Raw genomic sequence first — 15,370 nt, forward strand, 5'->3', positions numbered from 1 at the left:
CAAAGTATGAAACAATTCATTATGGAATTATTATACTATTGATTTTCTTTATGTTATCACAACTCGACATTTAATAAGTTTCCGAATGTCAATTCTTTATATTCAAATGCGAAACTTGAGTTATTAATCATTTAATAGGCATTCAGTTGCCTTCGCCTTTGCCTTCGCTTTTGCCTTTACCTTTGCCTTTACCTTCGCCTCTTTTCATCATCCTCCCAAACTACCGTCTTATCCACAAAAAACTCATCTATTGTGGATAATCAGGAATTAATGAAATATATACTACTTCTATATTTGTTACTTATTATTAAGTAGATAGAACGAATTACTTTGTTAATTAACTAAAATTATTGAAATGACTATTTTATCAAAAAAGACTTTTTTAGTATTTTTACTTTTGATATTCATCAGCCTGTCAGGATATTCTCAATCGTACAAGAATGAAATAAAAAAAGGAGAAAATTCATTTCAAATAGGGAAATATGATGATGCAGCAAAGTATTTTATGAATGCTAGTAAAAAAATAAAAAAAATCAAGAAAAAACATCTTGAACTATTTTACAAACTTGGTTTTTGTCAAATGCAACTAAAAGAATACAAAAATGCTTCTAATAGTTTTGCAAAATATCAAAGCATTTCAAAAAGGCATAAACCTAAATACAAAGAACTAAAAGAAGTTACAGAATGGCGTGAATGGTGCATTACCGAATACAGTAATTTTGGTTCTGAAGTAGAAGGAAACGGAACCATAAAAATCACAAATATTAGTAAGCTAAACTCAACTATGAATGACTATGGAGCTATTCTTACTTACGATAAAACATTAGTAATTTTTAGTTCAAACAGACGCACCAAAGAAGATAAAGATTTATTAGATCTTAACGCTGATATTTATGCATCGGAATACAATAACGGTTCTATCTCTGATCCACAACGAATAATAACACTCTCTAAGAAATTTGAAGAAATATCAACATCAGTTGCAAAAGATAATCTTATTTTATATTTTAGTCTGTCAAAAGATTTTAACGAAACAGCAAATATTTATTATTGTAAAAAAACAAATGGCAAATGGGAAGAACCTAAAAAAATTAAAGGTTCTATAAATTCAAAGGAATGGGATGGACATCCTTCTATTTCGGCAGATGGTTCAATTCTTTATTTTGTATCAGACAGACCAGGTAGCAGAGGTAAAGATATATATTTTTCAGTTAAACAAGATGATGGAGAATGGGGACAAGCCAAAAATATTGGAGGTCCTATTAATACAAAATATGATGAAGTAACTCCTCACATTGATTCTACAGGGAAAAAACTTTATTTCAGTTCAAAAGGACATATCGGAGAGGGAGGATTTGACATTTATTATTCAGAGTTTGAAGCATCAAGACTTTGGGGCAAACCTATAAATATTGGCAAAGCCATTAATAGTCAACAAGATGATGTTTTTTATACTACAACCTCCGACCCCAGTATTGCACTCTATTCTTCAATGCAACCCGGTGGTAAAGGAGTATATGATATTTATATGATTAAAAAAATTGAAGAAAATGGAATCAAAAAATTTGCTCCAGAAGATAAACCAATTAATATTGTAGATAAAGATACTGATGAAGTTATAATAATTTCATCAGAGAAAGACAAAGAAGAAGCTGAAACAAAAGAAAAAACTATAAGCAAAACTCAAGAAGCAAAAATAGCAAAAACGGAAACGGAAAAAGCAAAAACTGAAACGGAAAAAGCTGTAACAAAAACAATTACACAAAAGGAAATTAAGAAACCTCAACAAAAATATGTTCAAAAAGAAAATGATTTCTCAAATAAAGCATCAAGCAGAACATCAAACAAAAATGTTAATCTTTACACGGCTCAGGTAGAAGGACTTTACTTTAAAGTACAAATTGGAGCTTATAAAAAACACATAACAAAATATGATAAAGTATTTACATCAAAGCTTGACCCTAAGAAGATTACAGAGAAGTACTACCCACCACTTTACAAATACACAATCGGCAAAAATTTCACTATAAGAAATGCAACAAATTATAAATTAGTAATTAGAAATATTGGCTACAGCGATGCATTTTTGACATGCTACTACAACAACAAAAGAATTCCAATGAGTGAAGCGAAAAAAGTAATCAAGACAAAAGCATTGATTAATTAAAAAACAAAATTTTTTTTAAATAAATTAGAAATAATGAAAATTCAAAAAACAACAAATTCATTAAAATTTTTAATTTCATTTATTTTATTTTTTTTAATGATTGCAACATCTTTAGATGGTAGTGCTCAAAGCGTTAATAAAGAAGAAAGTCATCAGTACCCGAAAATGATGATAATTCCATATCAAACGTCAAATTATCAATCGGATGTAAATTTGTCAGGAAGGAAATTTTCAAGAAGACCAAGAGGATTTTTTAACATCAATGCCAATGAACATTTAAGTAAAAATCTTAATCATGCATTATTTGAAAACCTCCTGACTTATTTTGATATAAATCGTATTTATTACTACAAAAAACCAAAATACAAAGATGATCTTTCATTAATTTATAAATCCATAAGTTACAAAACCCATAAAGAACGAATAAAAGCCTACTACAAAAATTACGAAAATTTCAATATTTTTCAAATACTTAGTTTTGGAAAGTACAGGTGGGGAGTAAATTGCATGACTCAAGAAACAGGAAGACCAATAAAAAAATATAAAAAACTATCGTACACAGATGTTGTAATTAATGACAAGGATTTAATTCCATTGCTTGATAAAAAATATCACTGCAATTACTACCTATTCATAAATGAAGTAGAACTAAAAACAAGATTTAATATTTGTAAAGATTTATTGAAAAATGTAAATCAAAAAGATATAATTTTACATTTCACGCTAATAAATCAATACGGCAATAGGGTGTCAGGAGGCTTAGTTGGTGTAGCATACAAGCCTAATAAAGGTCGCAATAGTATTATTGAAATTGTTGACAAAAACATGAAAGTACTTTCGAATCTTGTAGTTGATGTTATAAAAGATGAGTTAAGCATAGGACTGTCCTACTATCCCGAATAAAATTATTATGCTACTATGTTGATTTGTGTGGGTGGAAAAATATTAAAGCCACAGACTTCGTCTGTCGAAGATAAGCTAAGTGTAATAGAAGTAAGACTACGTCTGTCAAAGACAGACGTAGTCTTTACTTTTTGTATGTCTTCGACAGACGAAGTCTGTGGCAAATTTGATTACCCACTCAAATCAACATAGAACCATTATTATTCGTTAATAATTTTTCACTCATTTAAAGAAAAAAAATAACAGTCAACATAGCAAAGTAAATAAAAAGTCATAAATTTGCCCCTTAATTTTTATTGCCCGGATGGCGGAATTGGTAGACGCGCTGGTCTCAAAAACCAGTTCTTTCGGGAGTGCCGGTTCGACCCCGGCTCCGGGCACTTTTTTTTCCATTCCCCAAATTAAGCTCTGTTTTATTTTCAATACAATAAAAAAAGTATTTTCTTTTGCATTAAATATAAATTACTTGTATATTCAATCAAATTTAAATCATGCTTTATTATTCATTAAAGAGGTATTTTGAATTTTTGATAAAATTATTTTGAACATTTTTACTATATAAATTTTGAAATAACTATTTGGTATAAATTTTTCTAAGAAGCTTTTTTTTAAATAAAATAATATTATATTTGCTACAACACATTTTTAGGCTGTAATGAAAAAACAAGATTTAGTACAACAGATTGATCAAACATTAAAGACTTTTTTCGGTTTTAATTCTTTTAAAGGAACCCAAAGAGAAGTTATCTTAAGCATCATTCAAGGACATAATACTTTTGTTATTATGCCAACAGGAGGAGGCAAAAGCTTATGCTACCAATTACCTGCAATCATCCTTGATGGTACTGCAATAATTATTTCCCCCCTGATTGCTCTTATGAAAAATCAGGTAGATTTAATTAGCACCTTTGGTGCAAAAAAAGGATTTGCACATTTTTTAAATTCTTCATTATCAAAAAAAAATGTAGAAGTAGTAAAAGACGATTTACGTAACGGCAGAACAAAAATGCTTTACGTTGCTCCGGAAACATTAAACAAAGAGAGTACTTTAGAGCTTCTAAAAAAAATGACAATTCCTTTTATAGCAGTTGATGAAGCACATTGTATTTCTGAATGGGGACATGATTTTAGACCTGAGTACAGAAGAGTGAGAAATGTAATTGAAACAATAGGTAAAATTCCAATAATAGCACTAACAGCATCTGCCACTCCAAAAGTACAAGATGATATTTTAAAAAATCTTGAAATTGAAGATGCAAATGTTTTTAAATCATCATTCGACAGACCAAATTTATATTATAGTGTAAAACCCAAACCATCAAATACACATGCTGTTAAAAATATTGTAAATTACATTAAAAACAATAACGGCTCAGGAATTATTTACTGCTTAACAAGAAAAAAAACTGAAGAACTTGCAGAAACTCTTCAATTAAATGGAATAAATGCTATTGCATACCATGCAGGAATGGAAAGCTCTATGAGAGTAAAAAATCAAGATGCTTTTCTCATGGAAGATGTTAATGTTATTTGTGCTACCATTGCTTTCGGCATGGGAATCGACAAACCCGATATTCGATACGTTATACACTTTGACGTTCCTAAATCAATTGAAAGTTATTATCAGGAAACAGGTAGAGCTGGACGAGATGGAATACGTTCAGATTGTATTCTTTATTACAATTACAAAGACCTTCTGAGGCTAGAAAAATTATTCAGAGATAAGCCATATTACGAAAGAGAAAAAGCAAATCAATTATTAAATCACACAGCAGCATTTTGTGAAAACTCAAATTGCCGTAGAGAAGCCCTACTACATTACTTTGGCGAAAATTACACAAAATCTGATTGTAGTGAAAACAAAATGTGTGATAACTGCCGTTATCCAAAAGAAAAATTTGAAGGACACGAAGAAATCCTAATAATTCTTAAACTAATAAATGATCTTGGTAGTGAGCATAAGTTAGAACACATTGCAAACATCATGATAGGAGAATCAGATAAAACAATCTCTCAACACAACCATGATAGTTTAGAAATGTTTGGAGCAGGTAATGAACATGATTTCAATTACTGGAAATCAATTATCAGAATATCACTTTTAGAAGACCTCCTTGAGCATAATATTGAAAATCTTGGAACATTAAGAATTACCGAAAAAGGTAAAAACTTTATAAAAGAGCCACATAATATTGAGGTTGCTATTGACAGCGATTATTCAAACATTGAAGATGATGATTTTGTAGCAAAAGGTGGACAAGGTGGTTATGATGAAAATCTTTTCAAAATGTTAAAAGATGTCAGAAAAACAATTGCAAGGAGAAATGAAGTACCCCCCTATATTGTTTTTCAAGATCCCTCACTTGAAGAAATGGCTATTAAATATCCAATAACAAAAGATGAATTAACAAAAATTATTGGTGTTTCCGAAACAAAAGCAATAAGATACGGACAATCATTTTTGGAAGTTATTGATGATTATGTAACAGAAAATAATATTGAAAGACCTGAAGACCTTGTTGTTAAATCTGTAATAAACAAATCAAAAAATAAAGTTTTTATTATTCAAAATATTGATAAAAAAATATCACTGGAAGATATTTCAACAGCAATAGGATATGATTATGAGGAACTTCTTAACGAAATTGAAGATATTGTTTATTCAGGAACGAAACTAAACCTTAACTATTTTATCGATGAAGTTTTAGATGAAGATTTTCAGGATGAAATATTTGACTACTTTTTACAAGCCGATACAGATTCATTAAAAATAGCTTACGACAAGATGGGAAAGGATGTATATTCCATTGAAGAATTACAGCTTATGAGAATAAAATTTATTTCAGAAATGGCTAATTAAATGACACGAAACAAAACACTCCTCAAACATTTTTTTACATTTATACTTATTTTTTCTTTCAGTATAATCTCTAATGCCGATGGTACAAAGCCAACAAAATCGAAAAGAAAAAGGTATAAAGAAATTACTAAAACAGATATTACTAAATATAAAGATATTTCTTCATCTGAAATAATGATTTTTGGTATTCATCTGAATATGAAAATCAATGAAGTAAAAACAGAAATCAACAAAAATAAAAATATCTTCTTACAAGAAGATCCATTTAATTCTCGAAGATTTTATTTGTACGAAAAAAACTCAACCCAAGCACCTTTATGTTATTTAAAATGGGATGATAACAATGATAAATCGGGACTTCAAGAAGTGGTTTTTTATTTTAAATTCATAAAATATCTACCAGGCATATCCAAAAACCTACTTACATTGGAAGTAATAAATAAAAATTCTGAAATTGTTAAAACATTTATGGGATACCCTACTCGCAAAGAACTAAGCTTACAAATACCTTCACTCGGTATAAAAACTTACAGCTATTATTATCCTGAGAGAAATTTCAAAATAAATAGATACATTTCCGACAATGGTTCTTCAATTTCTTTCTGTATCTTCGCATTTGAATAAAAAATACATTTATTTAAATAAAAAAGAAAAAAAACGTGAAAAAATCAACACTAATACCACAAATTATTCTTGCTATTGCAATTATTGTTTTATATATACTTCATTTCACACAAGATAATTCAACAGCTACTAATGATAAAACTAAGAAAAGAAGTATAGTAACAGATACTACCGAACAAAATATTAGAATAGCTTATGTAAATACAGACTCTATTTTACATAACTACAAATACTATAATGCATTAGAAAAAAAACTTGAGATAAAACAAAACAATGCAAGCTATCAACTAAAGCAAAAAACAAAAAAACTTGAAAAAGATTATAAAAATTTACTTTCCAAAATAAATTTAGGACTAATTACCGAAGAACAAGCACAACAACAATTTGCAAAACAACAACAAGGAGTTGAGCAATACAGGGCAACAGTTAGAAACGACCTTTTGATTGAGGAACAAAAACTTACAGAAGAATTATACGATAGTATTGTAAGCTACATCGAAAGATATAATCAACAAACAAATTACAACTATATTCTCGGATACTCAAAAGGAAGTGGAATTCTCCATGCGGACAAAAAATATAATCTAACTTCTGAAGTTCTTTTTGGATTAAATGAGGAATATGATAATAGGACTAATACTGAATCAAAGAAGAAAAAATAATTTCTTCAAAGTTTTATTTTCCAAATTCCCTTATCAAATTATCAATAAGCTCCAAATTCTTTTTATCGGTAGTTTTTGTTTTTGCTTCTTTTAAAAGTTCAACGGCTCTTTGATTTAAACTTAAGCGGTGTTGCATAAAAACCAAAGTCATGATGTTCATATAGTAATTATCCTTTTTATAAAGGTCTTCAGCCCAAGAATTTGCTTTTATAAGATTTGTTTTTGACCAATCATGTAAATATAAAACATAAATTATTTCACGCAACTCAGCATCACCCACCTCATATTTCTCAACATAATTTACAGCACTATTTCCATACTTTTTCCAATTTTCAGTTTCTTTGTAAAACTCCAGTTTATAAAAATCTTTCATTCGTTGCATAGAAAATTCTTCATCCGAAAACTTAATTACCTCAATTAAGAAAAGTGTAGAATCAAATAGAATCTTATTCTTTTCAGAAACAGCTAGTTTGTAATTGTTTTCGAAAATTGATGAGAAAAATGAATTCACTTTATTTATTCCAAAATACTCAAACATTTTTGCATAATCACTAATTACAGATTGAAGCACACTGTCGCTTATTCTTTCCTCTGACAAAAGATTTATCAGTTTCCATTCAACATCGGTATATTCCAGTTTTTTATACTTTTTTAAATATTCTTTTGAAAACTTTATTGATTCTTCATAGAAATTAAGCTCAGACATAACAAGAGCAAGCATTCCTAGTTTTTCTCTATCAAGATTTTTATGATAATAATCATCTTTCAACTTCAGGTATCCAATATACAAAGAACTGAAATCATCCAACTTTTTCGTTAATTCCTCAGGAGAAATATATCCTTCATACCTTTCAACTTCACGCGATTGCCAATTAAATATAAAAGAAGTAGGAACTTTTTTTATACTTAAATTTTGAATAACATTTGCTGCCAATTCACAATCAATAGGAATTTTTACCGTGACAAAAATATTTCTTAAAAAGGAAGATATTTTTTTATCACTAAAAGTATTTTCTTGCATTTTTTCACAAGAGATACAATTTTGGGAATACAATTCAATAAAGATAAATTTGTCTTGGTTAAAAGCAATTTTCCGAATTGAATCCCATTGATTTATCTTTTGGATGTTGGTAAATACTTGTTGTTGTGAAAAAACACTTAATGCAGTTAGTAAAAATAAAAGTGTAAATAAAATTTTTGAATATTTCATTTTTGTTCTTTAAATAAGTAACTTTTGAAAAATTATTCTCTTAAAATAAATTCATCAAATTTTTCCAGCGTATCCGGATTGAACACTTCCATTACAACTTTTTTGCCATCAATTTTAAAAAACACAACTGCATTTTGTGTAGAAAAATAACCAACATTTTCTGACCATGGAGCTTTCTCCTGTGCATAGTAAGGAGCACCGGCAGCACCATTATTTATTTGATAAATAGTTCTGTTAAGTTTCAATTTTGATTTATCCCATGTTTCAGGATATTTTATCATTTCAGGAGATATTTTTAATCTGTTGTAATTATGTTCATCACCTGTTAAAACTGCAAGCACCTTATCACTTTCATTTACAATAATACCGAGATATTCGTCCCTACATTCGATAATCCCTTTTTTAAGCGGTTTATTTGAAACAACAGCCCTAGGAAGATTATTCCCACTATACCACATAGCATCACTAATATGTCCACCATTAGGAAAAACAGGGGTATGATGTGTTATAAAAATATGGTCAATATCGCCATCTTTTTCCAATTTTTTAATTACGTTTCTTAACCATGCTATCTGATTCTCCATCAAATAACCATGTAGGTTCCCACTTGTATTAATTGATGCAATAAGTGATGGAGCATACCAATAATCAGAATTTAGAACAACAACTGCAACATTATCGTAAGTATAAAAATATACATTTTCTTTATAAGTAGGGAAATCAATAGTTCTAGAATTAGGGTCATAAGTTGCACCATCTTCAGAATCAGGACCATTTTCAGGATTTACGAAATTATTAGCAAAAATCGCCTCCGATGATTCGGTATTAAATGGAAATCTGTCAATTAGAAAAGCTCTTCCTTTATTGTCATCTCTAAAAACACGCATTAGTACTTCATGATTACCCATTGCAGTATAAACAGGCATATAATGAGCAAAAGGCTCAATTGCTCTTTTCCAATTTGCATATTGTAAATTCATTTCATCTTTATCAATCAAATATCCACTTACAAGATCCCCTGTAAACTGAACAAAAGCAGCTTCTTTCATTGAAGAAACAGCCATTATTTTTTTCATGATATAAGCATTTGTTCCATAAACATTTCGCTCACCTCCTCCTTGTGCATGTCTCGAATCACTGGCATAAGCAAAAGTAAACTTGGTTCTACTACCCTTTTCGGGAGCAGTTTTAAAACTATAATTCTGAAATGTTTCATCAGTAATTAATTTATAATCATATTTCGTGGCAGCAACAAGTTCTTTGATTAATATTTCGTGATGAAAAACAGCTTTCTTATCTGAATGTCTCTTCTCTCCTATTTCAATATGAGCAATTACTTTGTTGTTAGTCTCAAATGAAATTACAACAGAATTGGCTGTAAGTTTATTTATAAAAGGTCCTTCAATAATGGTGTTATCAATATTGAAAGGTCCAAAACCTTTAAATGAAATTTTCCCATCATAAAGTATTTTTCCATCATTAGTTGTAACTCTGTATCCAATAGTTCCAACTCCACTTTTTTCCCAACCTATCATGTCATACTTCCCTCTCATTTCATCCTTGATATTAACAAATGCTTTCCCTTTTACAATATCAAGTGTTGTATAAAAATAAACAGGCAAAGGATATTTCCATTCTCCATCATTGATAAAACCATAGGCTAATTTACCTTCAAAATTTTCATTTTTGAAATCAAAATGTAATCCATTAGTTCCTCCTACTACTTTATTTAAGAAATCGGACAATTGATATTGTCCCTTAGTTTCCAAACTAACAATGCTATTTGTTGATGTTGTAAAAACAAGGTCGCCTTTTACATTAAAATGCATATTTGAATAAGAAGAGGGGACAATGTACTGTGCAATACCTCCACTAACAATTAGTAGTTGAAGAACTAAAAAGTATAAAACAATTTTCTCTCTCATGTTTATTTGCTGATTTGTTTATTTGTTTATTTGTTTATTCCTTCATTCTCTCATTACAGGAACTTATAACCTAAAGTAACATAATAAATACTATTCCTTCCGTCAGGGACAACGGTAATATCAGTATCAGGAATAACAAAATCGCTGATTAATGGACTCAAGCTAAATTCATAGCCTCCACTAATAATTATTTTTTTAATTTCCACCGAAACACCTGCCTGCCATCCGAATACTACGCTTTTAAAAACATCATCATTAAGAGTTGCCGAAGCAGATGTGTTTGATGCTTCAAAATTTACATCTTCACTAATAAGAAAGCTAAAAACAGGACCTGTATTTACACTAAAAAACTTTAAGAAATGAAAGCCGAATTTTATAGGAACATCAATGTAACTGGCTTTGTCGTAAAAAGCATAATTGACTGTTGTATCCTTAGAATCGAAATCAAATCCTCCTGATTTTTGTGAAAAAAGTATGTCAGGGTTTATTGAAAAACTTGTAAATTTGATTTTGAAAAACAAACCGGCAATAGGTCCATAAGTCATATCAGTATCAAGAAGTTCGTCAGTGCTGGTAACATATTTGTTCATGTTTACACCAGCTTTTACGCCAAAACTAAATTGAGCAAATGATGGAAGTGCAAAGAGCATCACAATAAATACAATCGATATTTTTTTCATCTTATTGAATATTTTATTTATGAAATAATTAACACAAATTTACTATTTTATTTTTTAAAACTATTAAAAATCATTTTTTATTAATTTAAGATATGCATACTCATTGGATAACGGTACATTATACCCTCATTTGCCTTTAATGCTCCTATTACTGTAATGATAAGGTCGAATATCAATAAAGCAATAAGTATTGGTATTCCAATAATAAAAATAGTTAAAACCACTGAGATAGCAATATAAATAAGCATGCTTATCTGAAAATTTAAAACTTCCTTTCCCTGATCGTCCACAAGCGGAAATTCATATTTTTTCATTTTCCAAATAATAAGTGGTACAATAATATTTCCGAAAGGAATTACAAAACCTGAAAAAACTGAAAGATGACAAAGCATTGCAAACATTCGTTCATCTCTAATATGTTTTGGTATTTCTACATGATTGTTTTCTTCCATTTTTATTGAATTATTTTTGAAGTATCAAATTTACAAAAAATTTGAAAATGAAAAGAACTGACAAAAAAAATATGCGGTTTTTTGCACGGGCTGTAGCTAAAAAACTAATGCTTTATTAATTTATTTTATGCCTCCCGTTAGCAAGAAATGAAATAGAGGGCAATGTTTTATTCTTTTCAAAAATATCAAATGCACTTTTTAAGTCTTTCCATAAATTTATTTCTTCATCACTACCCAAATACTCCTTTTTTAGTTTTTCAAAAGAATCATCTGTTAATTTAATTGGAAAAATTGTAACAGGAATTTTTAACTGTCCATTATTTCTTGCTTCAACACAATAAATATAAAGTTCCTTAATTTTATCATCAGTAATTGGAACACACCCGATTGTAACACAATTCCCATGAATAAAAATATCATATCCTAAGCTATTTTTTACTCCTAAAATTTTATCAGATTTATTTGGATAATTTAGCCCTAATGATAAATAATAATTACTCCATGGATTAAATCGATTAATGTGATAAAAACCTTCGGGAATTTGGTAATCACCTTCCATTCTTTTAGGTCCAATAACTCCTGACAAAGCACAAATGCTATAACTTTTTATAAACTTAAATTTTTTTTCTTTAGTATTTTTACCCCACAATTCTAATAATTCGTCTTTTTTAAATATCCTAATATAAATCTCTAATTCACTAACATTTAAACCTACTTCTCTCAAAGAAGTTAATACATTGGCTTCCTTTTCTTGATATGCTGTTTTTACTCTACTATTTTTTTTCTGTTCACTTTTAAAATCTGAAACAGTAAATCCTAAAACTAAGAAGATTATCAAAGTGTATTTAAACCTTTTTAAAATCATACTTCTAATTTTAAATTAATAAAAAAGAATTTTCAACAAAAGAAATTTAAAAAAAATACTATTTTTGAACAACAACAGACTTTGTCAAAACGCCAAATTCATTTTGTAAAACGATAAAATATTTACCTGTGGCAAGTTCTTTAACATTTATTGAAAAATTATTTATTCCTGCTTTAACTTTTTCTGTTTTAATAATTTTTACTACTTCTCCTATTTCACTAACCACTGTAAGCTTTGTTTTTACTTTATCAGACAATTTAAAACTAATATTTACTTTATCAGAAGCAGGATTCGGATATACTTTTAAAGAAGAAATATTTTCAGAAACATTGCTTAATTTATCAATTGATGTTGCATCTTTTGAAATTTCTACAAAAGCAACATAAATATCAAGGTCTCCATTATTTTTTCTACCATCACTCCAAACAGGAATCGCATAACCCGAAGATGCCACAACCTGATTGTATTCACCAATTCCAAAACCTTGTGTTGCATTGCCAACAGTAGTAAAATCAGTAGTTTGAGTACTTACAACAAAATCATGAATAAAAGATTTTCCACCATCAAAAGAATAGTTCATGTAATAATTTACGTAAGTATTGTCATCCCTCGCACTTGCATCGTAAAAAGCAATAACAACAACACCATTAGGATTTACTGTAATTGATGAATAAAACTGATCACGAACTTTGTCTTTTGGGTCTTTATTAACAATAATAGCATCCGACCATGTTTCTCCTCCATCAGTTGAGCTTGAAAAATAAATATTCGCACCAGTAAGATCATCTTCTGTAATTCCATTGGCTGTCCAAGTCATGTATAAATTATTTGAATTAATGGAACTTGAATTATCGCAAGCAAGGTAAGGACAAGGATAAAGTCTGTCATCACTAATACCTTCAATATGATCAGGGTTATTTACATCCGTAATTTTTACAGCAGTTTCAAAACTCTCTCCACCATCTTTGGATACTGAATGCCAAAGAGCAAAATTAACACTGTCTTTTGTTCCATAAAAAGAAACATGAACATCTCCATTATTATCAACAGCTATTCCTGCAAACTGAACCATTAAAAATTCGGAATCAGTAATGTAAATTGATTTATTTTCAAATGTAGTTGAGCTAGCAGGTTTTTTTCTAACTATCATTCTCATTTTAGAAACAGACATATCTCCCTCAACCATAGCCATGTACAAATTATTTTTATATTGCCCGTTTGAGTGATCACAAGCCATCCATTCTTTATCATAAATATAATCAAGGCCAAGTCCTCCCCCTGACATATCAAATGCACCAGAAGAATATGCTACAAAATCATTATTTTCCCTATGCCATGTAGCACCACCATCCATTGAGTAAGCCCAAAACATTGCCCAATAAATAGAATCCATTTTAGGATAATTAAGGTATAAATTTATCCATGAAAGATAAAGTTTTCCATTTGCATCAAATGCAAAATTCGGGTCACCACCACCTGCAACCAAAGTACCAGATATTCCTGAAGAAGCTTCAAATGAGCTTTTGTGCCAGCTTTCTCCAAAGTCCTTAGTATAATAAACAGGCATTTTTAATCCTTGAGCATCTTGTCTCATTGGAGAAACAATAATATTACTTGAATCATTTGGATTTATAATGGCGTGAACTTCAGACTCAGAAGAAGTAATTCCTGAAATTTGAGTTTCATCACCACTACTTCTAACTCCAACTTTTGTATCATAATGTAAAAGTGCCCTTTGTGATTCATGGTCAAGTTTATTATATCTTTCTATTGCTGATTTTACTTGTTTGTTAACTTTCTTTTCAAAAGAATTAAAATTGTGAATTCCTTGTGCAAATACTAATTGAGAGGAAAATAGTAATATCCATATCAATGCGGTATAAATGATATTTTTTTTCATAATTGTTTTTTTTATGTAACGTTTTCAGTAGTTAATTTAGTTACAAAGAACGTTATTCTTCATCAAAATCAATCAAACAGATTAATATTTATTATTCCAAATAATTTCAAAATCGTAACAAGAATAACAATAATTACTATCCATCTTACAAATTTAGCTCCCTTTTCAATTGCAAATTTTGAAGCTAAAAAAGCACCTGCCATTGTGCCAATTGCCAGAATTACACCATAAAGCCAATCTACATCTCCATGAATTACAAAGACTAACAAAGAAAAAGGAGTGTAGCATAAAATAATAAAAACTTTTAGTGCATTAGCTTTAACCAATTCGTAGCCTGTGCTAAAAACAAGAGCTGTTAACAAAAAGAAACCAACACCTGCTTGAATAAAACCTCCATAAAAACCAACAAAAAGGAAAATTAATATCTGCCAAACATTAATTTTTTTTACAAGCAAATCCTCTTGTTCTTTAAGCCATTTAGACGGTTTATAAATCATTGTAAAAAGAATCACAATTAGCACAACAGCAATGCTTCTTTCAAGGATAATTTCATTTAAATTGTTTGCAAGTTGAGCACCAAACAAAGAACCAATAACTGCCGGGATAAGTAGCCATTTTCCTTTTTTTAAATCAAGTACTTTCTTTCTTTGAAAATTACTTACAGCAACAACATTTTGCAATAAAATGGCAATTCTATTTGTTCCATTAGCAAGATTCACAGGCAATCCCATAAACATCAGCACAGAAAGAGAAATAATTGACCCACCACCTGCAAGTACATTAATAAAACCCACCATTACTCCTGCAAAAACCAATATAATTATTTCAATAAATGACATAGTAAAATTTTGTTGCCACAAAAATATGATTATTATATTATCTGAGTTCAGAATATCTAATTTCAATTCATTGCATACATGATGAAGAAGAAGAAGTACTTAAAACTAAAAGCTAAAAACTAAAAACTAAAAGGTTATGTGTTACGGATAAACAAGAAGAAGTACTTAAAACTAAAAGCTAAAAACTAAAAACTAAAAGGTTATGTGTTACGGATAAACAAGAAGAAGTACTTAAAACTAAAAGCTAAAAACTAAAAGGTTATGTGTTACGGATAAACAAGAA

At 29.3% G+C, this 15,370-nt stretch carries 12 protein-coding genes and 1 tRNA gene; 6 read left to right on the top strand and 7 right to left on the bottom strand.

Annotated features, from left to right (window positions below; genetic code table 11):
* Window positions 1-355 precede the first annotated feature (355 nt).
* The 6 genes from U9R42_04660 (at window position 356) to U9R42_04685 (ending at window position 7,216) form a co-directional block, all read left to right on the top strand.
* Window positions 356-2,167 (top strand): hypothetical protein, encoded by a 1,812-nt coding sequence (locus U9R42_04660; GenBank protein MEA3495308.1) that lies wholly within the window; start codon window positions 356-358, stop codon window positions 2,165-2,167.
* A gap of 33 nt (window positions 2,168-2,200) precedes the next feature.
* A complete protein-coding gene (locus U9R42_04665) occupies window positions 2,201-3,070 on the top strand; it encodes a hypothetical protein (protein ID MEA3495309.1) in 870 nt (289 codons plus the stop codon).
* A gap of 298 nt (window positions 3,071-3,368) precedes the next feature.
* Window positions 3,369-3,450, top strand: a tRNA-Leu gene (locus U9R42_04670).
* 275 nt (window positions 3,451-3,725) lie between these two features.
* Entirely contained in the window at window positions 3,726-5,930 is a 2,205-nt protein-coding gene (gene recQ / locus U9R42_04675; protein MEA3495310.1) for a DNA helicase RecQ, read from the top strand.
* Entirely contained in the window at window positions 5,931-6,554 is a 624-nt protein-coding gene (locus U9R42_04680) for a hypothetical protein (GenBank protein MEA3495311.1), read from the top strand.
* A 35-nt stretch (window positions 6,555-6,589) separates the two neighbouring features.
* The gene (locus U9R42_04685) at window positions 6,590-7,216 is read left to right on the top strand and encodes an OmpH family outer membrane protein (GenBank protein ID MEA3495312.1); all 627 of its coding nucleotides are present in this window, start codon (window positions 6,590-6,592) and stop codon (window positions 7,214-7,216) included.
* A 13-nt stretch (window positions 7,217-7,229) separates the two neighbouring features.
* Here U9R42_04685 and U9R42_04690 read toward each other — a convergent pair whose 3' ends face one another.
* The 7 genes from U9R42_04690 to U9R42_04720 form a co-directional block, all read right to left on the bottom strand.
* Window positions 7,230-8,426 carry a thioredoxin family protein gene (locus U9R42_04690; GenBank protein MEA3495313.1) on the bottom strand — a complete coding sequence of 399 codons (1,197 nt, stop codon included), beginning with the start codon at window positions 8,424-8,426 and terminating at the stop codon, window positions 7,230-7,232.
* Between the two features lie 32 nt (window positions 8,427-8,458).
* Complete coding sequence (locus tag U9R42_04695; protein ID MEA3495314.1) at window positions 8,459-10,351, bottom strand: metallophosphoesterase; 1,893 nt, start codon at window positions 10,349-10,351, stop codon at window positions 8,459-8,461.
* Between the two features lie 53 nt (window positions 10,352-10,404).
* Complete coding sequence (locus tag U9R42_04700) at window positions 10,405-11,031, bottom strand: porin family protein (GenBank protein ID MEA3495315.1); 627 nt, start codon at window positions 11,029-11,031, stop codon at window positions 10,405-10,407.
* An 80-nt stretch (window positions 11,032-11,111) separates the two neighbouring features.
* Window positions 11,112-11,483, bottom strand: a complete 372-nt coding sequence (locus U9R42_04705; GenBank protein MEA3495316.1) for a DUF4870 domain-containing protein — start codon at window positions 11,481-11,483, stop codon at window positions 11,112-11,114.
* 115 nt (window positions 11,484-11,598) lie between these two features.
* Window positions 11,599-12,348 carry a L,D-transpeptidase family protein gene (locus tag U9R42_04710; GenBank protein MEA3495317.1) on the bottom strand — a complete coding sequence of 250 codons (750 nt, stop codon included), beginning with the start codon at window positions 12,346-12,348 and terminating at the stop codon, window positions 11,599-11,601.
* A 58-nt stretch (window positions 12,349-12,406) separates the two neighbouring features.
* Window positions 12,407-14,248, bottom strand: coding sequence for a T9SS type A sorting domain-containing protein (locus U9R42_04715; GenBank protein MEA3495318.1), 1,842 nt, complete (start codon window positions 14,246-14,248; stop codon window positions 12,407-12,409).
* 68 nt (window positions 14,249-14,316) lie between these two features.
* Window positions 14,317-15,087: a sulfite exporter TauE/SafE family protein gene (locus U9R42_04720; protein MEA3495319.1), complete on the bottom strand. Its 771-nt coding sequence runs from the start codon at window positions 15,085-15,087 to the stop codon at window positions 14,317-14,319.
* Window positions 15,088-15,370: the final 283 nt, after the last annotated feature.

This window comes from Bacteroidota bacterium (assembly GCA_034723125.1).
Taxonomy (GTDB): domain Bacteria; phylum Bacteroidota; class Bacteroidia; order CAILMK01; family JAAYUY01; genus JAYEOP01.